23 protein-coding genes and 1 riboswitch are annotated in these 26,989 nt (G+C 61.8%); of the genes, 14 read left to right on the top strand and 9 right to left on the bottom strand.

What is annotated here, in order from left to right; translation table 11 throughout:
• Nucleotides 1-58 precede the first annotated feature (58 nt).
• From E2A64_RS13235 to E2A64_RS13250, 4 genes are all read left to right on the top strand, one after another.
• Nucleotides 59-1,351 (top strand): ABC transporter substrate-binding protein, encoded by a 1,293-nt coding sequence (locus E2A64_RS13235; protein WP_133284938.1) that lies wholly within the window; start codon nt 59-61, stop codon nt 1,349-1,351.
• Between the two features lie 141 nt (nt 1,352-1,492).
• The gene (locus E2A64_RS13240; RefSeq protein WP_133285074.1) at nt 1,493-2,341 is read left to right on the top strand and encodes an ABC transporter permease; all 849 of its coding nucleotides are present in this window, start codon (nt 1,493-1,495) and stop codon (nt 2,339-2,341) included.
• 1 nt (nt 2,342) lies between these two features.
• Nucleotides 2,343-3,182, top strand: a complete 840-nt coding sequence (locus E2A64_RS13245) for an ABC transporter permease (protein ID WP_133284939.1) — start codon at nt 2,343-2,345, stop codon at nt 3,180-3,182.
• A 2-nt stretch (nt 3,183-3,184) separates the two neighbouring features.
• Nucleotides 3,185-3,889, top strand: coding sequence for an aspartate/glutamate racemase family protein (locus E2A64_RS13250; protein ID WP_133284940.1), 705 nt, complete (start codon nt 3,185-3,187; stop codon nt 3,887-3,889).
• Here E2A64_RS13250 and E2A64_RS13255 read toward each other — a convergent pair.
• The 3 genes from E2A64_RS13255 to uxuA are packed head-to-tail and all read right to left on the bottom strand — an operon-like array spanning nt 3,886 to nt 7,480.
• Nucleotides 3,886-4,806 carry a sugar kinase gene (locus E2A64_RS13255; RefSeq protein WP_133284941.1) on the bottom strand — a complete coding sequence of 307 codons (921 nt, stop codon included), beginning with the start codon at nt 4,804-4,806 and terminating at the stop codon, nt 3,886-3,888. The two genes, E2A64_RS13250 and E2A64_RS13255, sit on opposite strands and share 4 nt — an antisense overlap.
• A complete protein-coding gene (locus E2A64_RS13260; protein ID WP_133284942.1) occupies nt 4,803-6,266 on the bottom strand; it encodes a mannitol dehydrogenase family protein in 1,464 nt (487 codons plus the stop codon). Before E2A64_RS13260 ends, E2A64_RS13255 begins: the two co-directional genes overlap by 4 nt.
• Nucleotides 6,263-7,480 carry a mannonate dehydratase gene (uxuA, locus tag E2A64_RS13265; protein WP_133284943.1) on the bottom strand — a complete coding sequence of 406 codons (1,218 nt, stop codon included), beginning with the start codon at nt 7,478-7,480 and terminating at the stop codon, nt 6,263-6,265. Before uxuA ends, E2A64_RS13260 begins: the two co-directional genes overlap by 4 nt.
• A gap of 108 nt (nt 7,481-7,588) precedes the next feature.
• Here uxuA and E2A64_RS13270 point away from each other — a divergent pair, with 108 nt between their 5' ends.
• The 7 genes from E2A64_RS13270 (at nt 7,589) to E2A64_RS13300 (ending at nt 14,751) form a co-directional block, all read left to right on the top strand.
• On the top strand, nt 7,589-8,296 hold the full coding sequence (locus tag E2A64_RS13270) for a GntR family transcriptional regulator (protein ID WP_133284944.1): 708 nt from the start codon (nt 7,589-7,591) through the stop codon (nt 8,294-8,296).
• A complete protein-coding gene (locus tag E2A64_RS13275; RefSeq protein WP_133284945.1) occupies nt 8,293-9,516 on the top strand; it encodes an AGE family epimerase/isomerase in 1,224 nt (407 codons plus the stop codon). Before E2A64_RS13270 ends, E2A64_RS13275 begins: the two co-directional genes overlap by 4 nt.
• Before the next feature lie 17 nt (nt 9,517-9,533).
• The gene (locus E2A64_RS13280; protein ID WP_133284946.1) at nt 9,534-10,511 is read left to right on the top strand and encodes a C4-dicarboxylate TRAP transporter substrate-binding protein; all 978 of its coding nucleotides are present in this window, start codon (nt 9,534-9,536) and stop codon (nt 10,509-10,511) included.
• 63 nt (nt 10,512-10,574) lie between these two features.
• Nucleotides 10,575-11,066 (top strand): TRAP transporter small permease, encoded by a 492-nt coding sequence (locus tag E2A64_RS13285; RefSeq protein ID WP_133284947.1) that lies wholly within the window; start codon nt 10,575-10,577, stop codon nt 11,064-11,066.
• Nucleotides 11,063-12,352, top strand: a complete 1,290-nt coding sequence (locus tag E2A64_RS13290) for a TRAP transporter large permease (RefSeq protein ID WP_133284948.1) — start codon at nt 11,063-11,065, stop codon at nt 12,350-12,352. The genes E2A64_RS13285 and E2A64_RS13290 overlap by 4 nt, the downstream gene beginning before the upstream one ends.
• A gap of 4 nt (nt 12,353-12,356) precedes the next feature.
• Nucleotides 12,357-13,745: a glucuronate isomerase gene (uxaC, locus tag E2A64_RS13295; protein WP_133284949.1), complete on the top strand. Its 1,389-nt coding sequence runs from the start codon at nt 12,357-12,359 to the stop codon at nt 13,743-13,745.
• A gap of 271 nt (nt 13,746-14,016) precedes the next feature.
• A complete protein-coding gene (locus E2A64_RS13300; protein ID WP_133284950.1) occupies nt 14,017-14,751 on the top strand; it encodes an SDR family oxidoreductase in 735 nt (244 codons plus the stop codon).
• 152 nt (nt 14,752-14,903) lie between these two features.
• Here E2A64_RS13300 and aptA read toward each other — a convergent pair whose 3' ends face one another.
• A complete protein-coding gene (gene aptA, locus E2A64_RS13305) occupies nt 14,904-16,244 on the bottom strand; it encodes an omega-aminotransferase AptA (RefSeq protein WP_133284951.1) in 1,341 nt (446 codons plus the stop codon).
• 125 nt (nt 16,245-16,369) lie between these two features.
• On the opposite strand from aptA, the gene E2A64_RS13310 reads away from it, so the two are divergent.
• Nucleotides 16,370-16,939, top strand: a complete 570-nt coding sequence (locus E2A64_RS13310) for a cupin domain-containing protein (protein WP_133284952.1) — start codon at nt 16,370-16,372, stop codon at nt 16,937-16,939.
• Between the two features lie 810 nt (nt 16,940-17,749).
• Here the strand turns inward: E2A64_RS13310 and E2A64_RS13315 are convergent.
• The 5 genes from E2A64_RS13315 to E2A64_RS13335 all read right to left on the bottom strand — a co-directional run bounded on the left by E2A64_RS13315 (nt 17,750) and on the right by E2A64_RS13335 (nt 22,394).
• The gene (locus E2A64_RS13315; protein ID WP_133284953.1) at nt 17,750-18,628 is read right to left on the bottom strand and encodes a hypothetical protein; all 879 of its coding nucleotides are present in this window, start codon (nt 18,626-18,628) and stop codon (nt 17,750-17,752) included.
• The gene (locus E2A64_RS13320; RefSeq protein WP_133284954.1) at nt 18,628-19,326 is read right to left on the bottom strand and encodes a hypothetical protein; all 699 of its coding nucleotides are present in this window, start codon (nt 19,324-19,326) and stop codon (nt 18,628-18,630) included. Before E2A64_RS13320 ends, E2A64_RS13315 begins: the two co-directional genes overlap by 1 nt.
• 182 nt (nt 19,327-19,508) lie before the next feature.
• Complete coding sequence (locus E2A64_RS13325) at nt 19,509-20,570, bottom strand: aminopeptidase (RefSeq protein ID WP_244598275.1); 1,062 nt, start codon at nt 20,568-20,570, stop codon at nt 19,509-19,511.
• Between the two features lie 82 nt (nt 20,571-20,652).
• Nucleotides 20,653-21,189, bottom strand: coding sequence for a GNAT family N-acetyltransferase (locus E2A64_RS13330; protein ID WP_133284956.1), 537 nt, complete (start codon nt 21,187-21,189; stop codon nt 20,653-20,655).
• Nucleotides 21,190-21,254: 65 nt separating this feature from the next.
• Nucleotides 21,255-22,394, bottom strand: coding sequence for a PLP-dependent cysteine synthase family protein (locus tag E2A64_RS13335; RefSeq protein ID WP_244598276.1), 1,140 nt, complete (start codon nt 22,392-22,394; stop codon nt 21,255-21,257).
• A gap of 126 nt (nt 22,395-22,520) precedes the next feature.
• Nucleotides 22,521-22,740: riboswitch (cobalamin riboswitch) on the top strand.
• A 180-nt stretch (nt 22,741-22,920) separates the two neighbouring features.
• Between E2A64_RS13335 and E2A64_RS13340 the strand changes: the two genes are divergently transcribed.
• Nucleotides 22,921-23,109 (top strand): hypothetical protein, encoded by a 189-nt coding sequence (locus E2A64_RS13340; RefSeq protein WP_133284957.1) that lies wholly within the window; start codon nt 22,921-22,923, stop codon nt 23,107-23,109.
• 65 nt (nt 23,110-23,174) lie between these two features.
• Entirely contained in the window at nt 23,175-26,966 is a 3,792-nt protein-coding gene (gene metH, locus E2A64_RS13345; RefSeq protein WP_133284958.1) for a methionine synthase, read from the top strand.
• Nucleotides 26,967-26,989: the final 23 nt, after the last annotated feature.

Consider the following 26,989-nt stretch of genomic DNA (forward strand, 5'->3'; position numbering starts at 1 on the left):
ACCGGCTTGCGGCAGTCCCGCCGCTGGCCAGCTTCCGGAGGGATAAGGAGCTCCTATCATGACTGACAAGCAGAAGAAGGATGGCCTGAGCCGGCGTTCGGTTCTCAAGGGCGCGGCAGCCACGGCAGGTGCCGCCATCGGTTCCGGCGCGATCACCGGTTTTCCCACCATCTGGGCGCAGAACATCAAGGATGTCACGCTCAGGCAGTTCGGCACAGGCGTCTCCAATCTCAACGATGTGGCGCAGAAGGTGAAGGAAGACCTCGGATTCACGCTCGAAATGACCGCACTCGATTCCGACAGCGTGACCCAGCGCGCCGCGACACAGCCCGATAGTTTCGACATCGCCGATATCGAATACTGGATCTGCAAGAAGGTCTGGCCCACCGGCAACCTGCAGGCCATGGATGTCTCCAGGATCAAGAACTACGACAAGATCGTCGGCATCTTCAAGGACGGCAAGCTGACGCCGGAAAGCGAGATCGCGCAAGGGACCGCGCCCCATACGGTCGGATTCATTCCGGAGCCCGGCGCCACCACCTTCGCCGACGAGCAGACCAACTGGATGACGCTCATTCCGACCATCTACAATGCCGATACGCTCGGCATCCGCCCCGACCTCATCGGCCGTCCGATCGAGAGCTGGTCCGAACTCCTGAACCCAGAGTTCAAGGGCAAGGCGTCGATCCTCGACATTTCCTCGATCGGCATCATGGACATGGCCATGGTCTGCGAAGCCATGGGCGAGATCCAGTATGGCGACAAGGGCAACATGACCAAGGAAGAGATCGACAAGACGATCGGCATCTTCACCGAGGCCAAGAAGAACGGCCAGTTCCGCGCCTTCTGGAAGACGTTCGACGAGAGTGTGAACCTGATGGCATCGGGCGAAGTGGTCATCCAGTCGATGTGGTCGCCGGCGATCACGGCGGTCAAGTCGCGCGGCATCGACTGCGTCTACCAGCCGCTCAAGGAAGGCTACCGGTCATGGGGCGGCGGCATCGGCCTGTCGAAGTCGCTCTCCGGCCTCGAGCTCGATGCGGCCTACGAATATATCAACTGGTACCTCTCGGGCTGGGTTGGCGGCTACCTGATGCGCCAGGGCTACTATTCGGCCGTGCCGGAAACCTCGAAGGAATTCATGTCCGAAAACGAGTGGGGCTACTGGTTCGAGGGCAAGGAAGCCACCGACGTCATCACCAGCCCGACAGGCGACAAGCTGGCGGAAGCCGGTGACAAGCGCGACGGCGGCTCCTTCTACGACCGCATGGGCTCGGTTGCCTGCTGGAACGCGGTGATGGACGAGAACCAGTACATGGTCCGGAAATGGAACGAGTTCATCGCAGCCTGATGCGATGAACACCCTGGCGTCCCCGGTTTCATCCTTCCGGGGGCGCCGTTTCCAGATGTTTCTCCCAGGGCGGACAGCGCGATGGCGAACCAACCCAATGTGACCTTCGGAGCTCTCGGCGCCGGCCGTGCCGGACCCGGCATGTCGGATGCCATGAGCGGCTGGCTACTCTCGGCGCCGCTGATGCTGGTGCTGGCCTTCTTCCTGATCCTGCCGATCATCATGATCGTCATCGTCAGCTTCTGGGGCGCGACGGAATTCTCGATCTATCCGGCCTTCCAGTTCGACAATTACGAGTTCCTCCTGTCTTCGCCGGTGACGTATCAGGTGTTCCTGGCCACCATCAAATATGCGATCATCACCTGGGTCTGCACGCTGCTGATCGGTTTCACGATCGCCTATTTCCTGGCCTTCCACATACGCACCCAGACCTGGCAGATCATCCTCTTCCTGCTCTGCACGATCCCGTTCTGGACCTCGAACATCATCCGGATGATCTCCTGGATTCCGTTTCTGGGGCGCAACGGGCTCGCCAATTCCGCGCTTGTCGGCATGGGGATCGTCGACCAGCCGGTCGAATGGCTTCTCTATTCCGACTTTTCGGTCATCCTCGCCTTCGTCCATCTCTATACGCTGTTCATGGTGGTGCCGATCTTCAACACCATGATGCGCATCGACAGGTCGTTGATCGAGGCTGCCTATGACAACGGCGCGACCGGGTTGCAGACGCTCACCAATGTCATCATTCCGCTGACCAAGCCCGGCATCATGATCGGTTCGATCTTCGTCGTCACGCTGGTGATGGGCGACTTCATCACCGTCCGCTTCATGTCCGGTTCGCAAAAGGCCAATGTCGGACGGCTGATCTCCAACGATATCGCGCTTCTGCAATATCCGTCCGCCTGCGCCACGGCGGTGGTGCTGCTGGTGACCGTGCTCCTGGTGATCGCGGTCCTGCTGCGCTTCGTCGATATCCGGAAGGAGCTTTGAGATGGAGAAGCGTCCGCGTTCCTTCTACCTGCTCGCAGCCTTCTTCGCGCTGTTCCTGGTCTTTCTCTACGGTCCGACCTTCACGATCGCGATCCTGTCGTTCCAGGGTCCGCAGGGCGGACTGACCTTTCCGATGCGCGGGGTGTCGCTGCACTGGTTCCGCGAGCTGTTTCAGCAACAGGCGGTCGGCGACATCTGGGGCAGTTTCGGCCGCTCCTTCGTTCTCGGCGTGATGGTGATGGTCGCGACCGTCGTCATCTCGGTGATGGGCGGGCTTGCCTTCCGCAAGCGTTTCCCGGGTTCGGGCGTGGTGTTCTACCTGATCGTCACGTCGCTGGTGATCCCGTCGATCCTGATCTCGCTCGGCGTCGGACTGATCTTTTCGCAAGCCGGGCTCAAGGTGCACTGGTCGACATCGGGTTTCGGCTCGCAACTGACCTGGACGCTGCCTTTCGGACTGCTGATCATGTTCGCCGTCTTCAACCGCTTCGACAAATCCTTCGAGGAGGCGGCGCGCGACCAGGGGGCGAATGCATGGCAGACGATCTGGAGCGTGGTGCTGCCGATCATCGCGCCGATGCTGATAGGGGTGGCGCTGTTCGGGTTCACGCTGTCCTATGACGAATTCGCGCGCACGCTTCTCACGGCGGGGAGCTACAATACGCTGCCGCTCGAGATCTACGGAATGACGACCAATGTGACGACGCCGGTGATCTTCGCGCTCGGTACGCTGACGACGGTCTTTTCCTTCCTCATCATCGGAGTGTTCCTGCTGACCGTGATCGTGGCCAACAAGCGCCGCGCGCGTCGCGGTTCGGATGCAGGCAAGGGCCTGGTCTGAACATGCATATCCTGGTGATCAATCCGAACTCCACCGAGACGATGACGCGCTCGATTGAGAAGGCCGCGCGTGATGCTGCCGGGCAGGGAACCCGGATCACGGCGATCAATCCGACCGATACGCCGCCCGCGATTCAGGGTGCGGAGGACGGGGCGGCTGCCTTGTCGGGGCTCTTTCGCCTGTTTGAGACTGCCGTGAACGGTCCTGATGCGCCCGGCTATGATGCCTGCATCATTGCCTGTTTCGACGATACCGGGCTGATGGCGCTCAAGCGGCGCGCGCGGATTCCCGTCATCGGGATCGGGGAAGCGGCCTTTCACGCGGCGATGCTCGTCGGCGAGGGCTTTTCGGTGATAACGACGCTGGGCGTGTCCATTCCCGTGATCGAGACCAACCTCGTCACTTACGGTTTCATGCGGCGATGCAGACGCGTCAGGGCTTCCGAAGTGCCTGTCCTGGCGCTCGAAAGCGACAAGGATGCCTCGGCGCGCACGATTGCTGGCGAAATCGAGCTGGCGGTCGAGGAAGACAGACCCGATGCCATCGTGCTCGGTTGCGCCGGCATGGCCGATCTGGCGGACGCATTGTCGGAACGGTTCCGACTGCCGGTGATCGATGGTGTGGCGGCGGCTGTCGCCCTTTCCGAGGCGCTGCATGCCGTGCGGGTCGATCGCTGGATCAGGGGGCCCGAGGGCAGGGTAGCCTAGCCGCGCAGATCCGCCATGGGCATCAGCGCGCCGCGTTGCATGACCACACGGGCGGCGACGGCGTGGGCGCGCTTCGCGGCATCCGGCAGTGCCGCACCTTCCGCGATTGCGGCCAGGAAACCACCATTGAACGAATCCCCCGCGCCGGTCGTATCCACGGGATCGACGCGGACGAGCGATTCGAGCCGCGTGCAATCATTCTCTGCGGCAATCAGCATGTCGCCGCCGCCGTTCTTGACTATGGCGAGGCCTGCGCCCGCATCGAGATAGCGCGTTGCCGTCGCCTCGATGTCGGCATCGCCGAAAATCCTTGTTTCGTCGTCGAAGCTCGGCAAGACGATGGAGGACGCGGCTGCGGCATTTAGCGTGGTCTCGCGCAGCACATCGAGCGTTTCCCAGAGCCTGGGCCGTGCGTTCGGGTCGAAGACGGTGGTCTTGCCCCTGGCGCGTTGCGCGGCAACCATCTGCAGGAAGGTTCGGCGCTTTTCCGGGGCGAGGATCGCAAGCGTGATGCCGGAGAAATAGATCATATCGGCATGGTCCATCGCCTGACCGAGGGCGTCCTCGTCGTCGGCGAGAAGCCGGGCCGCCGATCGTTCGCGCCAATAGGTGAAGGAGCGCTCGCCCTTGTCGATATCGATCAGGTAGAGGCCGGGCTGACGGTTCTTGTCACAGGTGATGAAACGCGTGTCGATGCCGTTGGCTTCGAAGAATCCGCGCATCTTCGCCGAATAGACGTCCGGGCCGAGCCGTGTGTAATAGGCGACGTTCCAGTTCTCCTCAGACAACAAGGCGCGCGCATACCAGGCGGTATTCAGCGTATCGCCCGCATAGCCCAGACGGTAATCGCCATTTTCCATCAAGGCCATCTCGATCATGCATTCGCCGATCGACAGGAAGGTATTCCGTTTCGTCATTCAGCTTCCCTGTCGATGGCAGCGCGCATGCCGCTGTCGAGCATCGTTTCGAGGAGGTCCGTCACCGGAGCGGCGAATATCCTGCTTTCCGCGAGTTCGGACGGAAACAGGCCCGGCAATTTGGTCAGGCCGTCATAGATATCAGCGGGATCGGACAGGCGCGCAACGGTTTTCTGGATGGTCTCCGCCATCGGGTCGCGCAGTTCATAGGCGGTGCCGTCCTCCTTGCGGCCGAGGGCGTAGCGCATCCATGCGGCTGTGGCGAATGCGAAGGGCCGCACGTCCCGGCCTTGTTCGAGCGCGACCAGCGCGGGCGCGATGATGCGTTGTGGCAGTTTCTGGGTACCGTCCATGGCAATCTGGTAGGTTTCATGGGCGATGGCCGGGTTGCGGAAACGCTCGATCAGGGCCTCCCCGTAATCGGCAAAAGTGATGCCGACCAGCGGTGGCATGACACCGGACGCTGCCGCCAGATGCCGCCTGACGAGCCTCGCGAGCGCCGGATCGTTCATCACGTCGCGCACATAGCGGTGGCCAGCCAGGAAACCGGCATAGGCCATCATCGAATGGCTGCCGTTGAGCATGGTCAGCTTCATGCGCTCATAGGGCGCGACGTCGGTGACGAATAGGGCGCCGCCCGCTTCCCATGCAGGCCGGCCCTGCGGGAACGCGTCCTCGATCACCCATTGAATGAAGGGTTCGCATTCCACGGCCGCCTTGTCCTCGCAGCCCGTTTGGGCGGCGGCTTCTGCCAGCGTCTCATCGGTCGATGCCGGCGTGATGCGATCGACCATGGAGCTCGGGAAGGCAACATTGTTCTCGATCCAATCCGCCAGATCGGCATCGAGTTGACGCGCGAAACCGATGACCCCCAGTCGCAAGAGCTTGCCGTTTTCAGGCAGGTTGTCGCAGCTCAGGACGGTGAACGGCGCAATGCGCGCCGCGCGGCGGTGTTTGAGAGCTGCAACCAGAAGGCCGAGAACGCCCGATGGCGTTTCCGGACTTTCGAGATCCTCTGCGACAGCCGGATGGTTCCTGTCCGGCCCGCCGGCCGTGCGATCTATCCCGTAGCCCTTTTCCGTGACCGTCAGCGTGACGATCCTGATGTTTTCGTCGCAAAGGGCTTTCAGCGTGCCGCCGGGATCGGCAGCGATCACATTTGCAATCGCGGCGATGACGCGCGCTTCTGTGCCCTCAGGGCCGCGCTCGATCAGCGTGTAGAGCCCGTTCTGGGGATTGAGCGCGTCGGCAATTTCCGTCGATCGCAACGACACGCCGGTGATCCGCCAGTCGCCGCCGGCGTCGGCCAGAGCGTCATCGGTCATGACCGCCTGATGGGCGCGGTGAAAGGCGCCGAGACCGATATGGACGATGCCAGTGCCGTGCCCGGACGGATCGTAACCCGGCTTCTTCGCGGCGCCCACGATCTGCGAGATATCGGCAAGGCGTCGAGGGCTCATGACGTGATGCCTTCGACCGGGTGTTCGAGCGCGGTCATGATGCCGCGCAATTCGGCAAGGCCCTTCAGGCGGCCGATGGACGGGTAGCCAGGCTGAGCCTTGCGACCGAGATCGTCGAGAATGTCCTGTCCGTGGTCGGGGCGGAAGGGGATGGAATGATCGGCCCGACCGGCGTCGCGGCGCTTCTTCTCCTCGCGCACGACGGCGGCGAGAAGCGCCACCATGTCGGTATCGCCACCCAGGTGTTCGGCTTCATGGAAACTGCCCATCACATTGGCGGTCTCGCGTTTGACGTTGCGCAGATGGAGGAAATGAACGCGGTCGCCCAGCCGCTCCATCATGCCGGGAATATCGTTGTCGGGGCGTGCGCCGAGGGAGCCCGAACAGAGGGTGATGCCATTGGCCGGTGAATCGATCTCGTCCATGACGGTCCGGTAGTCCTTCTCGGTGGACATCACGCGCGGCAGGCCCAGAAGCGGGTAGGGCGGATCGTCCGGATGGCAGCACATGCGGATGCCGAGCTCTTCGGCCGTTGGAACGACTTCCGACAGAAAGTCGATCAGGTGCCGGCGCAGCTTGTCGCCGGACAGGCCGTCATACTCGGCCAGATGCTGGCGCACATCATCGAGCGAGAAATTTTCCGCAGCCCCGGGCAGGCCGAAAACGACGTTTCTAGATAGCTCCGACTTACGTTCGTCGGACATGTCCCTGAAGCGCCTGTCGGCTTCGGCGACGACTTCCTCCGGAAAGTCGCCGGCTGCGCCGCCGCGCTTGAGGATGTGGATGTCGAAGGCGGCAAAATCCGCGAAATCGTAGCGCATGCAGGTTGCGCCGGTCGGGGTGCGGTAGGCGAGATCGGTGCGAGTCCAGTCGAGGACCGGCATGAAGTTGTAGCAGACGATCTCGATTCCGGCGTCGCGGAGATTCTTAAGCGATTGCTTGTAGTTGGCGATATGGGCGCGCCACTCGCCTTTCTGCTTCTTGATGTCTTCCGAAACCGGCAGGCTCTCGACCACTTCCCAGGCAAGGGTCGACGGCGAACCGTCGCGCATCACCGACAGCTCGGACTGACGGCGCGCGATTTCCTCGGAACTCCAGAGGGCTCCGGTCGGGATGTGGTGAAGGGCGGAGACGACGCCCTCGACACCGGCCTGGCGCATGTCGTCGATTGAAACCAGGTCCTTGGGACCGAACCAGCGCCACGTCTGTCTCACGACATCCTCCGAATTTGTCTTGCGTTACAGCCGGTCAATAGCACGGGTCACCACTGTTGACTAGTATGGTAGTATGGAGATATAGCATCTGACAGGGAGGAGCCGATCATGTCGGTCGTTACGCCGCCGTTACGCGAACTGGAGAGGAGTGCCGCCGTCGGGCCGCAGCTCTACCGGCTTGTTCGCGAGCGCATCGTGCGGGGCGAACTTCCACCCGGTTCCCGTCTCTCTGAAACGGAAATTGCCGCGGCCTACGATGTTTCACGCCAGCCCGTGCGTGAGGCCTTCATCAAGCTCGCCGAGGAAAATCTTCTGGCCATCCGCCCGCAGCGGGGCACTTTCGTGACCCGCATTTCAGTGCCCTCGGTACTGACCGCGCGGTTTGTTCGCGAGGCCGCGGAAGCCGATATCGTCCGGCTGGTGGCCGAAACCGCCGACGACAGTGCAATCGCCGCACTGGATGCGGAACTGGTCAAGCAGCGGGCCGTCACCACGGCCGCCGAACCGGATCTGTTCATTCAGCTCGACGAGGCGTTTCACCGCATGCTCGCGGAAATGGCCGGGCAGCGCCTGGCCTGGGACTATCTCGAAGGTTTGAAGACGCAGATGAACCGTGTGCGCCATATCAGCGCCCGCAAGCTCGCCTTCGACAAGCTGATCGCCCAGCATGCGGCCGTCGTCGAAGGCATCCGCACCCGTGATGCGGCCAGGGCCGAAGCCGCGATGCGCGATCATCTGCGCGAGATCAATCGCGATCTGCCTGAAATCGTTGCCGCCATGCCGGACTTTTTCGAAGAGGCCGGAGGCGCGAGATGATCTTGAGAGCCGCCCGCCCGCACGAGCCGTCCTCGAAGTCAGCTGCCGATGAATGGGCGACGTGGTTTTGGGATGCTTTCCTCGATGGGTGGCTGAAGGATGCACGGGACGGGATCCATGGCGGGTTCTTCGATGCGCTCGGCGGGGACGGCAAACCGGTGGCGGATGCGCCGAAAACCGTTCTGGCGCAGGCGCGGCTGCTTTTCACCTTTTCTCATCTGGCGCTCGCCTCGGGCGATGACCGCTTTGCGAAGGCCGCAGCGGAGACGTTTTCCTTCCTGTCGTGCTTCCGACAGCCGTCCGGTCTCTACAGGCGTGCCGTGGCTCGCGATGGCGGGGCAACGGGCGAAGCGGCCGATGCGCTTGCCCGCAGTTACGACCAGAGCTTCGTCATCCTGGCGCTATCGACCTGGTGGAAGCTTGCGCCTTCCGAAGCGGTCGAGGCCGAGCTCGAGAGCTGCTGGTCGATGATCGAGGATCATCTGGTCGATTCCGCCACGGGGCTGCTTCTCGAGGATGACGGTGTGGCAGATCCCGCGGCGCCCGGCGCACCGATGCGGGCGCAAAACCCGCACATGCATCTCTACGAGGCGGCCCTTCAGGCGCACGAGATGACCGGCAAGCCGCACTGGCTCGAACGGGCGTCGGGGATGCGCGCGTCGGGCCTCGCGCATTTTTTCGATCGCGACAGCGGCACGATCACGGAATTTCTCGCGCCGGACCTCTCGGCGCTGAAAGGTGAGGCCGGCGCACGCCGCGAGGTCGGACATCAATGCGAGTGGGCATGGCTCCTGCGCCGGGAAATGGCGCTTGGCGGGCCGCCAGGCCTTGCGGAGACGATTTCGGCGCTGGAGAGCTTTGCCCTTAAGCATGGGTTTTCCCGGTCCGGACCACTGGCCGGCGCGGCTTTCGATGCCGTTTCGGCCAACGGGCAGGTCATGGAGGAGACGTTTCTCCTCTGGCCCCAGACAGAGGCCATCAAGATGCAGGCGGTGCGGCACACCGTGGGTGAGGCAGGTGCGGGCGAGGTGGCCCGTAGCCTGCTGACGACGATGTTCGATCGCTGGTTCAGTGGTCGCCCCACTTACGTGAACCGGCTCGATGCGGCGGGAGAGACCATCTGGTCCGAGGCGCTGAGCCGGCTTCTCTATCACATCGTGCTCGCGCTGACCGAGGGCGCGCGCGCAGGCCTGTGGCCTGGACCAACCCGGCATTCATAAAAACGGAGGAGAATAACATGTTCAATATCAAGACCCTGAGCCTGGCCGCGGCCCTGCTCGCAAGTGCTGCGACCGGCGCGATGGCAGACGTCAAGCTGGCTCTGTCCTCGTCGCAGGTGGCGCAGGATCCGCTGGTCGTCGCCATGGAAGCCGCGGCCAAGCGGATCATGGAACGTTCCAACGGCGAGATCGAAGTGACCGTCTATCCGTCGTCGCAGCTCGGTTCGGACAACGACGTGCTCGAGCAGATCCGCAACGGTGCCGCAATCGCCGTACTCGTGGATGCGGGCCGTCTGGCTCCGTTCAAGAAGGAACTGGGCATTCTGTCGGCACCCTATCTCGTGGATGACTACAAGCAGTACAAGGGCATCACCAGCGCTCCGATCTACCAGGAGTGGGTCGATGATCTCGCCGAGACATCGGGCATTCGCCTGCTGAACTACAACTGGTTCCAGGGCACCCGCGAAATGTTCACCAAGGAACCGGTGACCAAGCCGGAAGACCTCGATGGCGTCCGCGTTCGCACCATCGACGCGCCGGGCTGGATCGCCACGGTCAATGCCCTCGGCGCAACGGCCGTCGGTCTGCCCTGGTCGGAAGTCTATTCGGCCCTGCAGCTCGGCGCGATCGACGGTGCCGAAGCCCAGCTGACCGGTGCATTCGGTATCAAGCTGCATGAAGTGACCAAGAACCTGGCCTTCACCGATCACGTTCAGCTTCTGACCGGTCTCGCCACATCCGAAAGCTGGTTCAAGGGCCTGACCGAGGACCAGCAGCAGATCATCACCGAAGAGCTGACCAAGGCCGGCGACGAGGCATCCGATGCAACCGTTGCGAAGCTCGAAACCGTGCTCGCCGACATGAAGGCAGCCGGCGTCACGGTCAACGAGATCAATGTCGACGACTTCAAGGCACGCGTCGGCGGCGTCTACGAGGAACTCGGGCTCGTCGAAGCCCGCGAAGCGCTGCAGCCCTACATCGACGCAGCAAAGTAAGATAAGACCTGGACGGCGCGGGCGAAAATCCGCGCCGTCCATGCTGGTTTTGCGGAGACGAGTATGTGGAAGATCTTCGACCGGGCCGAGGAGATCATTGCGATCATCTTCCTGACCGGCACCGTGACGTCAGTGTTCTTCGGCGCGCTGGGGCGAGCTGTCGGCCATCCCTTGCCGTCGGGGCCGGAAATGGCGCAGCTCTTGTTGATCTGGACCTGCATGTTCGGGGCCGATCTCATCATGAAGCGCGGCGAGCATATCCGCATCTCGGCCCTGCCTGATTCACTGCCGCCTGCGGGCCGCAAGGCGCTTCACCTTCTCTGCATCGCATGCATGATCCCGTTTCTGGCCTATTGCGGCTGGCTTTCCTGGCATCTTGCCATGTCGAACTGGGCGCGCGAAATCGGCGCCTCGGGCCTCTCATATGGCTGGGTCACCCTCGCGCTTCCCGTCGGATGCGCGCTGATGATCATCTCGCTCCTGCGCCGTCTGTTCGGCCACGGTCTGCTGTATTCCATCGAACCAGAAACGCATGATCAGGAGCAACTTCTGTGACATCATTCCTGCTCCTGTGCCTGGCGCTCGGCTTCATGGTCGTCGGCATGCCGGTCGCCTTCTCGATCGGCATTGCCAGCATCGTCTATTTCCTTCTGCCCGGTACCTTCATGCCGGATTCCACCGCCGTGCAGCGGATCATCGCCGCCAGCCAGTCGTTTCCGCTGCTTGCCGTGCCGCTCTTCATTCTCGTCGGTCATCTGATGAACGGGTCGGGCATAACGCCCCGCCTCCTGACGCTCGCAACCACGCTGGCCGGCTGGATGCGGGGCGGTCTGGCGCAGACCAGTTTGCTGCTTTCGGCCCTGATGGGCGGCATTTCCGGTTCGGCCGTGGCCGATGCGGCCATGCAGTCGCGCGTGCTGGGGCCGCCGATGATCAAGGAAGGCTATTCGCGCGGCTTCACCGGCGCGCTTCTTTCGATCGGCGGACTGATCACCGCCACGATCCCGCCGAGCCTCGGCCTCATTCTCTACGGCTTTCTCGGTGAAGTCTCGATCGGGCGGTTGTTCATCGCCGGTATCGTGCCGGGCGTATTGCTGACCATCGCGCTGATGCTGGCCACCGCCTGGGTATCGCGCAAGCGCGACTACAAGCCGATCAATGACCGCCTGCCGACCGGCCGCGAGGTGCTCTCGGCCGTCCGCAGGAGCTTCTGGGCCATCCTGTTTCCGGTCTGGCTCGTCGTCGGCATCCGCTTCGGCATCTTCACGCCGTCGGAAGCCGGAGCCTTCGCGGTCGCCTATGCGGTCTTCGTGGGCGTGGTCATCTACCGGGAACTGAGCTGGGCCGATATCGTCGATGCGATGCTCCTCAGCGTCCGCGACATCGGCATGATCATGCTGATCATCCTGTTCTCCGGCGCGTTCGGCTACGTCATCACCTTCGAACGCGTGCCGCAGACGCTCGCCGAACTGACCATCGGCATCTTCTCCAGCCAGACGATGCTGCTCATTACCCTGTCGCTGTTCCTGCTGGCCTTCGGCATGCTGGTGGAAGCGACGGTCATCGTCATGCTGCTGACCCCGATTCTCGTGCCGGTGATCACCGCCGCGGGTATCGACCCGGTGCATTTCGGCCTGATCATGATGACGCTGGTCACATTCGGGGGCATGACCCCGCCGGTCGGCGTTTCCATGTTCACCGTCTGCGGCATCCTCAAATGCTCCTACAAGGAATACACGGTCGAGATGATCCCGCTCGCGGTGGCCGTCCTCGCCGTCGTGATGATCATGATCCTTTTCCCCGACGTCGTGAAGTTCCTTCCACGCGCCATGATGGGATAAGAGAATGCTTCACCCCGACCGACTGTTTCCCGCCGATCTGGCCACCCGCGAGCTTGCGCGCAAGCTGTTCGCCGAGGTCGAGACGCTGGCGATAGTCTCGCCGCACGGCCATACCGATCCGCGCTGGTGGGGCGAGAACCCGCATTTCTCCAATCCGGCCGATCTCTTCGTGGTGCCGGATCACTATGTGCTGCGGATGCTCATAAGCCAGGGGGTGAGCTACGAGGCACTCGGCATAGGCGAGGGGCGCGAGAAGGATCCGCGCAAGATCTGGCGGACCTTTGCCGAGCATTTTCATCTCTTTCAGGGCACGCCGTCGCGCCTCTGGGTCGATCATGCGCTCTCGGAAGTGTTCGGACTGTCCGAGCGCCTGTCGCCGAAGAACGCCGATGCCTATTACGACCGCATTGCCGAGTGCCTGGCAAAGCCCGATTTCCGGCCGCGCGAGCTTCATGACCGGTTCAACATCGAGGTGATCGCCACCACCGACGGGGCACTCGACGACCTGCACTGGCACCAGCAGGTTCTCGACAGCGACTGGAGCGGCCGCGTGGTGCCGACCTATCGCCCGGACGCGGTCATCGATCCCGAAGCCGACGGTTTCACGGACAGTCTCGACAAGCTCGGCGAACTGACCGGCTGCGATACCGGAACGTGGCAGGGCTATCTCGACGCGCACCGCGCGCGCCGGGCCTTCTTCCGGCGGATGGGCGCGACGGCGACCGATCACGGCCATCCGAGTCCGCGCACGGCCAACCTGTCCGACACGCAGGCTGCGGCGCTTTTCGACCGGGTTCGCTCGGGCAGGCTGCGCGACGACGATGCGGACCTGTTCCGTGCGCAGATGCTGACCGAAATGGCCCGGATGTCGGCCGAGGACGGGATGGTGATGCAGCTGCATCCCGGCTCGTGGCGCAGCCACAGCGCTGCGGTTCATGCCGCCTATGGGCGCGACAAGGGCTTCGACATACCTGTGCGGGTGAATTTCACCGAAGGACTGAAGCCGCTTCTCGATGCCGTCGGCATGGCGCCGGAGCTGACGCTCATCCTCTTCACGCTCGACGAGACGACCTATTCGCGCGAACTCGCCCCGCTCGCCGGTGCCTATCCCGGCCTCAAGCTCGGCCCGCCCTGGTGGTTCCACGACAGCTATGAGGGGATCAGGCGGTTCCGCGAGATGGCGACGGAGACGGCAGGCTTCTACAACACCGTCGGCTTTAACGACGACACCCGCGCGCTCTGCTCCATCCCCGCCCGTCACGATGTCAGCCGCCGCGTCGACAGCGCCTTCCTGGCGGAACTCGTGGTCACCCATCGGCTGGACGAGGAGGAGGCCCTCGAACTCGCGCCTCTGCTCGCCAATGGCCTGGCGAAGGCCGGCTACAGGCTGTAGACGCCGCGCGGCCGAAACATGCCTCTATTCGACGTGTCCTCCCAAGACACCCGCTCGCGCTCCGGATCGGGTCCGGAGCGCTCTTGTCTTGCGGCCGAAAGGAACTGGAATTCCACGAAAATTTTAGTTTCGGCGGGACAACCCGGCAGCTAACATGTTAGTTGGTGAGTGGGGCCGGGAACCTGCAAGTGCTCCAGACCGAAGACATGACCGTTCTGACGACGGAACAGCGACATTCAAACCGCCGGACGTGCGGGATTAGGGAGTGAACATGACGAACTGGGTGGAGGGCCGCACCGTGCTGGCGACGGCTTCGGGACAGGGGATCGGCAGGGCGACGGCTTTGGCGTTTGCGGCGGCCGGCGCGCGGGTGATCGCGACCGATATCAACGAGGAGGCACTGTCGTCGCTGTCGGGTGAGGCGAATATCGAAACCCGCCGTCTCGACGTTTTGAAGGACGAGGAGGTGAAGGCGGCGGTCCAGTCGATCGGCCGGATCGACGTGCTCTTCAACGGAGCAGGTTTCGTTCATGGCGGCACCATTCTCGAGATGAAGGACGAGGAATTCGATTTCGCGATCGATCTCAACATCCGCTCGATGATCCGCACCATCCGCGCCGTTCTGCCCGGCATGATCGATGCGGGCGGCGGCGCCATCGTCAACATGGCCTCCGTCGCGGGCTCGGTCACCGGCGTGCCGAACCGTTTTGTCTACGGCACGACCAAGGCGGCTGTCATAGGGCTGACCAAGGCCGTGGCGGCCGATTTCGTGGCCAGGGGAATCCGCTGCAACGCGATCTGTCCGGGCACGGTGGAAAGCCCGTCGCTGCAGGAGCGCATGCGCGCGCAGGGCGATTACGAGAAGGCGCGGGCCGCCTTCATCGCGCGCCAGCCCATGGGACGGCTCGGCACGCCCGAGGAGATCGCCGATCTCGCCGTGCATCTGGCAAACGCCACCTATACGACCGGTCAGGCCTATTCGATCGACGGCGGCTGGACGATCTAGGCGACATGCACGAGAAAAGCCGGTGAGCGCCGATGGCGGTCTCCGGTCTTTCTTGATCTGATGATCTTCTTGCCGCGATTAAAAGTGAAGGGCCGGCCCGGCTGTATCCTCGTGAGGGGGAGCGAGGACGGCCGGCCCTCCAAAGGGTCCTGTCAGTCGACCGACTTCAGGACGGTCCGCAGCGTCTCGACCATTTCCTCGATATGCGAGGGCTCGAGAATGAGCGGCGGGGAGAGGGCGATGATGTCGCCGGTCACGCGGATCAGGAGACCGGCCTCGAAGCATTTTACGAACACTTCATAGGCGCGGGCGCCGATGGCGCCGTCACGGGAGTCGAGCTCGATGCCGGCGATGATGCCGATATTGCGGATGTCCTTGACGTAAGGCGCGTCACGCAGCGAGTGCACCTTGTCTTCCCAGGTCGGCGCCAGTTCCGCGCCGCGGGTCAGAAGCCCGTGCCTGGCGTAGATGTCGAGCGTCGCGATGCCGGCCGCGCAGGCCACCGGGTGGCCCGAATAGGTGTAGCCGTGGAACAGTTCGATCGTGTTTTCCGGCGCGTTCATGAAGGCGTCGTGGACGTGATCCTGCACGAAGACCGCGCCCATGGGGATGACGCCGTTGGTCAGACCCTTTGCGGTGGTGAAGATATCCGGCTTCACGCCGAAATAGTTGGACGCAAACGGCGTGCCGAGACGGCCGAAACCGGTGATGACTTCGTCGAAGATCAAGAGGATTCCATGCTTGTCGCAGATGGCGCGCAGGCGTTCGAGATAGCCCTTCGGCGGCAAGAGCACGCCGGTGGAGCCGGCCACCGGCTCGACGATGACGGCGGCGATGGTTTCCGCGCCATGCAGCGCGACGACGCGTTCGAGATCGTCGGCGAGTTCCGCGCCGGTTTCCGGCTGGCCCTTCGAGAAGGCGTTGGCCGCGAGATTGTGGGTGTGGGAAATATGATCCACGCCGCCGAGCATGGTGCCGAAATGGCGGCGGTTGTTGACGATGCCGCCGACGGAAATGCCGCCGAAGCCGACGCCGTGATAGCCGCGCTCGCGGCCGATCAGCCGGGTGCGCGAGGCGTCGCCTTTCGCACGGTGATAGGCGAGCGCCATCTTGAGCGCGGTATCGACCGATTCCGACCCCGAGCCGGTGTAGAAGACGTGGTTGAACCCGTCGGGCGCGATCTCCCTCAGCCGTTCGGCGAATTCGAAGGCGATCGGGTGGCCCATGTTGAAGGAGGGCGCATAGTCCATCTCCTCGAGCTGGCGGGCGACCGCATCGCGGATTTCCGCGTGGCCGTGGCCGGCATTGCAGCACCACAGGCCAGCGGTGCCGTCGAGAATGGTGCGGCCGTCATCGCTCGTATAGTGCATGCCCCTGGCACCCACCAGCATGCGCGGATTGGCCTTGAACTGGCGGTTGGCGGTAAACGGCATCCAGTAGGCGTCGAGCGCCTGGTTGGTGCCGGAGGGGCCGGGCTTGAACAACTCGTTCATGGAGAGACTCCTGATTTTCCGGAGCCAGAATGACGCGAACATGATCCCGGAAATAGTCTGTTTCTTGTTTCAGCCAATCCATTGTTTTCATTGCTGGCGATCCAAAAGTGTTTATGATCGCGACCATGGTAAACACGGCAGACGAGCTTTCCCGCGACGTTGGCCTGAGGCTTCGCGCCATCCGCGAGGCGCACGGGCTGTCGCAGCGCGAGCTGGCGCGGCGGGCAGGGGTGACCAACGGTTTCATCTCGCAGCTCGAAGCCGCCAAGATCAACACCTCGCTTTCAGCCCTCAAGCGGGTGCTCGACGGCATTCCGCTCGGCCTGTCGGAATTCTTCGCCTTCGAGCCGCAGCGCCAGGACAAGGTCTTCTATGCAGCCGAGGAACTCACCGAGATCGGCAAGGGCAAGATTTCCTACAGGCAGATCGGCTCGAGCCTGTTCGGGCACAGCCTGCAGATGATCTACGAGGTCTATGAACCGGGTGCGGATACCGGCCGCGTCATGCTCAGCCATGAAGGCGAGGAGGCGGGCCTCGTCATCGAGGGACGCATCGAGGTGACCGTCGACGGCGAACGCAAGATCCTCGGCCCCGGCGACGGCTACCTGTTCCAGAGCAACCGCCCGCACCGCTTCAAGGCGCTCAGGAACGAACGCTGCGTGCTGGTGAGCGCGTGTACCCCACCGACGTTTTAGGGGGGGGGATTGTGGTGCAGCAGATCCCGGATGCATTTTTGGGGCTGGGAGCGGAATGACGGCTGTTGGCTTCGACGATGGCGGAAGCGGTCGTTTTTTTGTCCGCCTAAGGGCAACGCACTTGCCTTGACAGGCGCTGAGGGAGGCCTTCCTGAGATTAAGGCGTTGCAAACCAACGGGTCTAAACTCAGGCAGTGAAACACGATGTCTCAGCTCGTCGTACTAGGATTATAGGAGCGGACGGCATACCGCAGTATACAAACCCCTGTCATGATCGATTACTGATTGGCGAGCTTGTTAGAGCGCTATAGTGGTACGAACGCCTACCTTCCATCGAACTAGCGAACTTGAAACCTAGCATGGCCTAACCTACATGATTTGTTGAAAGCGGCGCTGAGGATGTTTTAACCTTTGCATGTGATCGTGGCTTTGGCGATTTTGTCGCCTCAAAAAAGCGCTTGCAAATATGAACCTCATTGCTGCATATGCGTTAATTAATACGAGCACACGCGAGCGGACTGGAATTTCCATCGAGAAATTCTGGAAAGCCATCCGAAGCTTCAGTTACCTGCTTGCGGGTTAACGGAGCGAGTTCGTAACCGCTAGATTTTGGACTTCGTCAGGCCTGACGCCTCCAAGATGGTTGTTACGATCCGTAGGTGTGAGAGATACGACGCGAGGAATAATGTTTCCAGCGATCAATCTCGTTGTTCGAAAGCAAGCGAAAATACGTACAGTGTGCATAGGCGCATTGTCGGAAATAAAGGAAGGCCTGCGGCGCTGAACTAGCGTAGCGGGCCTTCTTGGTTTTCAGACCACATAGTCATTGGGCGCGATGTTGACGTGTTTCTCTTTAGGAATTCCATTTCCACCGTGACAGTTTTCATACGAGGCTCTCAGCTTTCCTCTGACGGGTTCGCAGTCAAAATGAAAGCAATAGTCGTAACTGCCTCCTAACCGGCTCCTTGCGTTTAACAAACAATCCAAATTGTGTGCTGCCGCCGCGCTGTTCCTGAAAAAGCCGTGTCGATGTTTGCCGGGACTTTTGAAAAATAACTGACCGTCGCTTAAGCAACGCTTTTGGTCTCCAGGCGGCGTCAACCAAGGGTGCCTTGCGTGGAATGAGGATACCTCGGCCTCGACAAGCGCTTTTGGGTTGTCGCTTTCCATGACTTCATCGAATATTCTGCGCAGCATCCTATCCAGTGCTTGGCTGCGAAAATTACGACGAGGTAACAGAAGTGGGTTTAGGTTCGGGAGGCCGGTTTCATGAGATATCAATGCCGAGACTTCGCGTAGCTTGGCAGATGCGGTAAGAACCTTTTCCTCAAATTCGCCCAGCAAGCGATTGGCTTCGTTTCCATTTGATGCCTTATAAAAATTCGGCAGGGTTATGCGATAGGGTAGGGAAAATGGAAAAAAACTATTCAGGAATTCCGTAGTGCTGCGGTCTGCAAAATCGACGTAGATCAAAAGTGTGACGATGGGATCTTTCTCAGGACGGGAGGCGCAGAATGCGTTCGCCTCTGTGATGAGCTTGTGGGCGTGCTGTGGGTGGTAGGCGCCCTTCCAGGGATTTGGCGATAAAATCAACTTACCACCCGGTGCCAACCTATTAGAAGAAACCTTCCGAAGGCGGTCGAACGCTATTGTAGGCACCCCCCCAATTACAAGCATATGCGTGGTCATCAGGCATGCCTGTGGAGAAGGGCCGCTACGACGTCTAGAGGAAGAGACACCGAAGACAGCTGCCTTTTGTCGAGCGCGTCAATTACAGCATGTAACACAGTACGAACTTCGGTAGAGGTACGATTTTTTGCACTGGCAGTTTTCGCTGCAAACTGCTCGGCAGCATAACCCCGATCGGTCAGCCAGCGCGCGATATTCTGCATAATCGCGGCATCTCGATTGGCAATACCATCCTCTGCGACATAGCTTGGATCAATCTCCTCATAACTACCATTTTCCGGCTCTTTTTCGTCGTCAAGGAAGGTAAAATTGTTGAGATTGATGTAGCGCTTGCCAGCCGAAAGTGGCACTGAAAAAGCTGCCCAAAACTTGTAGTTAAAGCGCGTGCTTGTATTTGGTGACTTTGTCACATCCAGAACTTCTGAAGCTCCCCCCGTGCTAAGTCCGGCTTCGGCGTCTCCGCTTCGTACTAGAGATTGCACATTCTTAAATGAGCCACCTAGAACAATTTCGTATTCCGGAAGATATTTTTTAATGAATTCGCCCAGCGTCAATTCGTGCGACTTTATGACCTTTAACTCTTCCCCAAGATCCTTGCCAAGCTTGCTTAGCAAATAGGGCCTTCCAGTTATCAGGGCTGCTTCTGCCAATTTTTTGACTTTTTGCTCTACCTCAGCGATGGTTCGAATTGTCGCCATGATTAAACTCCTCAAAATTAAAAAAAATAATGGCGATATATTAAAAATGAAATCGCTGCCCACATTTCAAACTGCACCATAACGCATGTCTCTACACCTGAGAAGCCGGACTTGTCGTAGCTGCCAACTTCGATCATCGATCTGAGAAGCCGTGATTTTACGAGGGTGTATCATCCCACCACCTACCCACAACTCTTCGCCCCCTTCAGCGCATCCATCCTCTCGTCCCGCTCCAGTTTGCCATACCGCGCCACCGCATCATAAAAACGCGGATAGTCTTCGCCGCAGAGCTCAAAAAGCCGAATAAAGTGGTCGACATTGTCGTTGTAGACCGAGGTGGCTGCCAATTTGGCGTTGTTGATCGGCGTGGCGAACCAGCCGTCATAGGCGCGGTCGCCGCTCCATTTCGTGTCGCGTAGTTTTTCGTAGCGGGTGCGCAGGCGGGTGAGGGCGGCGTCCTTGGCTTTGCGCTTTTCGGCATCAGAGCCGGGGTTTTGGTAGATTTTTTGCAGTTCTTCGCGGGTCTTGCCGATGAGGCCCACGAATTCCGCCTGGCGCTTGCGGTCGGCCTCGTAGGCGCGGATGCCCTTGGTGTCGCCATGGGCGCTCAAATATTTGCGCACCCCGGTCGTCTCGACCGCGACCGCGAAGGCCTCGTTGAACGGCGTGTCGCCCTTCACATAGACCCGCTGATGGGCGAGTTCGTGAAAGACGATTCCCGCCAGATAGGTTCTGTCGGCGCGGAACATGGTGCTCAAAAGCGGATCGCTCGTCAGCCCGAGCGTCGAATAGGCGTTGATGCCCGAAATATGGACGTCGAACCCTTCGTCCTTCATCCTGCGGGCCTCGCGAAGCGCGTCCTTGGGATCGAAAAAACCCTGATAGGGCACGCAGCCGAAGACGGGGAAGCATTTGACATGCGGGGCGAGCGAGAATTCGGGGGCCGCGAAGACCGCCCAGGTCACGTAATCGCGCTCGATGTCGACATAGCTGCGGTAGCTGTCATTGTCCGGCAGGTCGAGTTCGGTAATCGCGAACTGCCTTATCTCGTGGGCGGCTTCCATGCGGTTGCGCAGGGGTTCGGGCGTTCCGGGCCTTTCGATCAGCCGCTCGACATCCTGCCGGGCGGCCATGAGTTGCAGATGCCCGTCGAGCGATTGCGCGTAATAGGAGACCGTGGTGCAGCCGGACACCGAGAGGAGGGCTGCCAGCACGCCGGCACGACGAAGAATTCCGCATTTCACGTAGACTGATCCCCAGGCGATTGCTGACTTGAGTTTGGTAGCCGATATCGACCCGCAGGTCATCCGGTCTGCCTCATGCCGGTCAGGTGTCGCCGCCGTTTCGGGCCGGTTTAAGGCGCGCCATGATAAAGGCGTCGCGATAGTCGCCGTCGACGAAGACGAACTGCTTCAGCCGGCCTTCCACCTCGAAGCCGCATTTCCGGTAGAGGTCGATGGCGCGCTCATTGCCATCCCAGACATAGAGCTGGAGACGGGTGAGCCGCAGCCAGTTGTCGGCAAGCGAGATCAGCGCATCCATGAGCGCGGGGCCGACGCCGCGCCCGCGGAAATCGGGATGGGTGGCGACGAGATCGATCTCGCCGCCATGGCTGAGGCGCGGCCTGTCGGGCCAGGTTTCGAGTTCGCCGTAGCCGGCGACGCGGCCCTCTATCTCGGCGACGATCTTGTAGCGGCCCGGCACGTCGGCGATCCAGTCGGCCACCACGCTCATCGGGTGATAGGGCAGCCGCTGCGTGCCGAGATTGACCGGGCGCGAATTCAAAATCTCGGCCATCGGTTCGAGATCGGTCTCGCGCACATGGCGGATGGTGATGTGGGCCCTGGTCTGCGGAAAATCCATGTGGTGTCTCCTGACGTGCCGCGAGCCGAACCTCGATGCCGGTCAGCGCGGCCATATCGTCCCGCTCAGCCGATGGCGGACGGCAGCGTCATGGTGCCGGTTTCGAGGAATGTGTCCAGCGCCTCCTGCCAGGGGGCGAGATCGAAACCCTGCGCGGCGATCCAGTCGTCGTCGTAATAGGTGCTGGTGTAGCGGCCGCCGCTGTCGCAGATGAGCGAGACGAGGGAGCCGGTCTGCCCGGCCTTGCGCATTTCGGACGCGACCCAGCAGAGACCGAAGAAATTGGTGCCCGTCGAGCCGCCGACGCGGCGGAAGATCCGGTCGGAGAGAACGCGCATGGCGGCAAGCGATGCCGCATCCGGGATGCGGATCATGTGGTCGATCACGTCCGGCAGGAAGGAAGGCTCCACGCGCGGGCGGCCGATGCCCTCGATGCGCGAACTCCTGGCGCAGGTCGCGCCGCGATTTCCGGTGCGGAAGCACTCGTGGAAGGCGGAATGTTCGACATCGACCACGCAGAGGCGGGTGCCGAGGTTCCTGTAGCGGATGTAGCGGCCGATCGTGGCCGAGGTGCCGCCGGTTCCCGCGCTCATCACCACCCAGTCGGGCTCGGGGCACTCTTCCTCTTCCATCTGCGCGAAGATGCTTTCGGCGACATTGTTGTTGCCGCGCCAGTCGGTCGCCCGTTCGGCGAAGGTGAACTGGTCGAGATAGTGCCCGCCGGTCTCATCGGCGATCGCCTGGGCGGCGGAATAGACCTCGCCGGCAGTGTCGACGAAATGGCAGCGCCCGCCGAAACGCTCGATCTCGAGGATTTTCTGGGCCGACGTGCTGCGCGGCATCACCGCGACGAAGGGCAGGCTCAGCAGCTTGGCGAAATAGGCTTCCGACACGGCGGTCGAGCCCGAGGAGGCTTCCACCAGGGTCGTGCCCTGGGTGATGTGGCCGTTGCAGATGCCGTAGAGGATCAGCGACCGGGCGAGGCGGTGCTTGAGACTGCCCGTCGGGTGGGTGCTCTCGTCCTTGAGATAGATGGAGATGCCGTCGAGGCCGGGAAAGAACGGCTTGATCAGATGCGTGTCCGCCGAGCGGCGGGCGTCGCCGCGCAGAAGGGTCAGGGCGCGGCCGATCCAGTTGCGCTCGGCGCAATCGGGCAGCGGCGGCAGCGTCAGGCAGTCCATGAAATCCCTCATATGCTCGACCATGCGGCAGTGGTTCCGGTGGTGTAGAGCGTGCTTTAGCACATGCCGTCGACAGGGCGACAGACAGGTCGCGACAAAAAGCCATGTGATCCATGCGTGCGAGAGATTGACCCCGCGGCGGCGAGCTGTACCATATGTGGTGTTCGAGGTTCTTCCGATTCCTGACGGAATGGGGAGCTAAGACGGGAATTCGGTGCGCGTGCCATGGAGCGCGCAAGTCCGAAGCTGCCCCCGCAACTGTAAGCGGAGAGCTTTCATTCGATAGGCCACTGGTCCGAACCGGACCGGGAAGGCGGAATGAGGGCCGTGACCCGCGAGCCAGGAGACCTGCCTCGGGCGTGAAACCGTAACGGGCGGGGAGTCCGGCGCGATGTTCCGGGCCGTCTATCGCGACCGTCCGAACTGGCGAAGTTCCCCTGCCGAATGTGCAAGAGGCAGGAACTTGGATCAGCACACACCTTCAGGTTTTCCGGCGCGAGGATCGGCGGCGCGGGGCCGTCACACTCTTCCCGAACCGGAAACCGTCTTCATGGAATGGCTCGTCTCGCGCAGGCCGGAAGCCGATCTCGCCGCCGCGGCTCGTTCCGAGCTTCGCCGGCTCAGGTCTTTCGGCAAGCCGCACAAGGGCGTCGAGCGCCTGACGCGGCTGTTCGCCGAACTCGTCAACGAGTTGGAAGATCACCGGAATTCTTCCCAAGCCTCGATGCCGGCGAATTAGTTCCGAATTGACATAAAGATATGTTTATGTGATTACCTCTCTCGAATCCGAGAGAGAGTAAACGCATGTCCTTTTCCGACGACCTGTTCGGTCCAGTCGAAACCGGTACCCGCGACGGGTCCGAAATCCTCAAAGCCCTCCATGAGGCTGCGCGGGAGCGCATCCTGATTCTCGACGGGGCGATGGGCACCGAGATCCAGCAGTTCAGGTTCGACGAGAATCAGTTCCGCGGGGAGAAGTTCATCGGCTGCGCCTGTCACCAGCAGGGCAATAACGACCTTCTGTCGCTGAGCCAGCCGGCCGCGATCGAGGACATCCACTACCGCTACGCGATAGCCGGTGCCGACATCCTGGAAACCAACACGTTTTCCTCCACCGTCATCGCACAGGCCGATTACGGCATGGAAGACGCGGTCTACGAACTCAACCGCATGGGTGCCCTTCTGGCGCGCCGGGGCGGGCAGCGGGCCGAACGCGAGGACGGCAGGCGCCGCTTCGTGGCCGGAGCGCTGGGGCCGACCAACCGCACCGCCTCGATCTCGCCGGACGTCAACAATCCCGGTTTTCGTGCCACCTCCTTCGACCAGCTGCGCCAGGCCTATGGGGAGCAGTTGCGCGGACTGATCGACGGTGGTTCAGATATCATTCTGATCGAGACGATCTTCGACACACTCAACGCCAAGGCGGCGATCTTTGCCTGCGAGGAAATCTTCGCCGAGAAGGGCATTTTCCTGCCGGTGATGATCTCCGGCACGATCACCGACCTGTCGGGCCGCACGCTGTCCGGCCAGACGCCGACAGCCTTCTGGCATTCGGTGCGCCACGCCAGGCCGTTCACGGTCGGCCTCAACTGCGCGCTCGGCGCGTCCGCCATGCGGCCGCACCTGGCGGAACTCTCCGGCATTGCCGACACGTTCATCTGCGCTTACCCCAATGCCGGTCTCCCGAACGCCTTCGGTGAATATGACGAAAGTCCCGGGCAGATGGCCGCGCAGGTCGCCGAATTCGCCCGCGAGGGGCTCGTCAACGTGGTGGGCGGTTGCTGCGGCTCGACACCGGAGCATATCCGGGCAATCGCGGAGGCGGTCGCCGGACACACGCCGCGCAGCGTTCCCGAGGTCAAGCCGCTCATGCGGTTGTCGGGGCTGGAACCGTTCACGCTCACCGACGACATTCCCTTCGTCAATGTGGGCGAGCGCACCAACGTCACCGGTTCGGCGAAATTCCGCAAGCTGATCACGGCCGGCGACTACGCCACCGCGCTCGACGTCGCGCGCGACCAGGTCGCAAACGGGGCGCAGGTCATCGACGTCAACATGGACGAGGGGCTCATCGATTCCGAGAAGGCGATGACCGAATATCTCAACCTGATCGCCGCCGAGCCGGACATCGCCAAGGTTCCGGTGATGATCGACAGTTCCAAATGGGAGGTGATCGAGGCCGGGCTGAAATGCGTCCAGGGCAAATCGATCGTCAACTCTATCTCGATGAAGGAAGGCGAGGAGACCTTTCTCCGCCATGCCCGGCTCTGCCGCATGTATGGGGCCGCGGTCGTCGTCATGGCCTTCGACGAGAAGGGGCAGGCCGATACGAGGGCGCGCAAGGTCGAGATCTGCACGCGCGCCTACAGGCTGCTGACCGAAAAGGCCGGTTTCGCCCCCGAGGACATCATCTTCGACCCGAACGTCTTTGCCGTTGCGACAGGGATCGAGGAACACGACAATTACGGCGTCGATTTCATCGAGGCGACCGGCGAGATCATCGACACGCTGCCGCACGTCCATATCTCGGGCGGAGTGTCGAACCTGTCGTTCTCGTTCCGCGGCAACGAGCCGGTGCGCGAGGCGATGCATGCGGTCTTTCTCTACCACGCCATCGCCAGGGGCATGGATATGGGGATCGTCAATGCCGGTCAGCTGGCCGTCTACGACACGATCGAGCCGGATCTGCGGGAAGCCTGCGAGGACGTGGTTCTCAACCGCAAACCGGCCAAGGGCGGCAATGCGACGGAGAACCTGCTCGAGATCGCCGAGCGTTTTCGCGGTACGGCCGGCAAGGAAGCCAGGCAGCGCGATCTGGCCTGGCGCGATTGGCCGGTCGAGGAGCGCATCAGCCATGCGCTCGTCAACGGCATCACCGAGTTCATCGATGCGGATACGGACGAAGCGCGGCTGAAGGCCGAGCGCCCGCTGCACGTCATCGAAGGCCCGCTGATGGCGGGCATGAACGTGGTCGGCGACCTGTTCGGCTCGGGCAAGATGTTCCTGCCGCAGGTGGTCAAGTCCGCCCGCGTGATGAAGCAGGCCGTGGCCGGGCTTCTGCCGTACATGGAGGCGGAGAAGGCCGCCAACATCGCCAATGGCGAGGAAGACAATCAGGCTGCCGGCAAGGTCCTGATGGCGACGGTGAAGGGCGATGTCCACGATATCGGCAAGAACATCGTCGGTGTCGTGCTGGCGTGCAACAATTACGAGATCATCGATCTCGGCGTTATGGTGCCGCCCGCCAAGATTCTCGAGGTGGCGCGCGCGGAGAAGGTCGACATCATCGGTCTTTCGGGTCTCATCACACCCTCGCTCGACGAGATGGTGCATCTGGCCTCGGAAATGGAGCGCGAAGGTTTCGACATTCCGCTGCTGATCGGCGGCGCGACGACCAGCCGGGTCCATACAGCGGTGAAGATCCATCCGAAATACACCAGGGGCCAGACGGTCTATGTCACCGATGCCAGCCGTGCGGTCGGCGTGGTCTCGTCGCTCCTGTCGAACGAGACGAAGGGCAACTATGTCGAGACGATCCGGGCCGAGTACAAGAAGGTGGCCGATGCGCATCACCGTTCGGAAGCCGACAAGCGGCGCTTGCCGATCGCCGATGCGCGCGCCAATGCCCACAGGATTGCCTGGGATGCGTTTTCGCCTGCAAAGCCGCAGTTTACCGGAAAACGGGTGATCGAGGACTGGGATCTCGAGGAACTGGCGCGTTACATCGACTGGACGCCATTCTTCCAGACATGGGAACTCAAGGGCCGTTACCCGAAGATACTCGAGGACGAGAAACAGGGCGAGGCGGCGCGTCAGCTCTTTGACGACGCCCAGGCGATGCTCCGGCAGATCATTTCCGAGAAGTGGTTCGCGCCGAAGGCCGTGATCGGTTTCTGGCCGGCCAATACGGTAGGCGACGACATCCGTCTCTTCGAGAACGAGGAGCGGAAAGAGCCGCTCGCGACGTTCCACACGCTGCGCCAGCAACTCGGCAAGCGCGATGGCAAGCCGAACATGGCACTGTCGGACTTCATCGCCCCCGCAGAGACGGGCAAGCCCGACTATATCGGCGGCTTCGTCGTCACGGCCGGCATTGAGGAAGTGGCGATCGCAGAGCGGTTCGAACGGGCCAATGACGACTACAGCTCGATCATGGTCAAGGCGCTCGCCGACCGATTTGCCGAGGCGCTGGCCGAGTGCATGCACGAGCGCGTGCGCAAGGAATACTGGGGCTACGCGGCTGACGAGACTTATGAGCCGGACGAGCTTATCGGCGAGCCTTATGACGGCATCCGCCCTGCGCCGGGCTATCCGGCCCAGCCCGATCACACCGAGAAGGTGACGCTCTTCAAGCTGCTGGATGCGGAAAACACGGTCGGCGTTGAGCTGACCGAAAGCATGGCCATGTGGCCGGGCTCATCGGTCTCCGGGCTCTATTTCGCGCATCCCGAAAGCTATTATTTCGGCGTGGCGAAGGTCGAGCGCGACCAGGTCGAGGATTATGCCGGGCGCAAGGGCATGGCAATCGATGAGGTCGAGCGCTGGCTCGGACCGATCCTCAATTACGAGCCGGCGCAATATACCAAGGTCGCGTGATGAAGACGCCGGGGAGGGATCTC

The sequence above is a fragment of the Pseudohoeflea suaedae genome (genome assembly GCF_004354915.1).
In the GTDB taxonomy this organism is placed as follows: Bacteria; Pseudomonadota; Alphaproteobacteria; order Rhizobiales; family Rhizobiaceae; genus Pseudohoeflea; species Pseudohoeflea suaedae.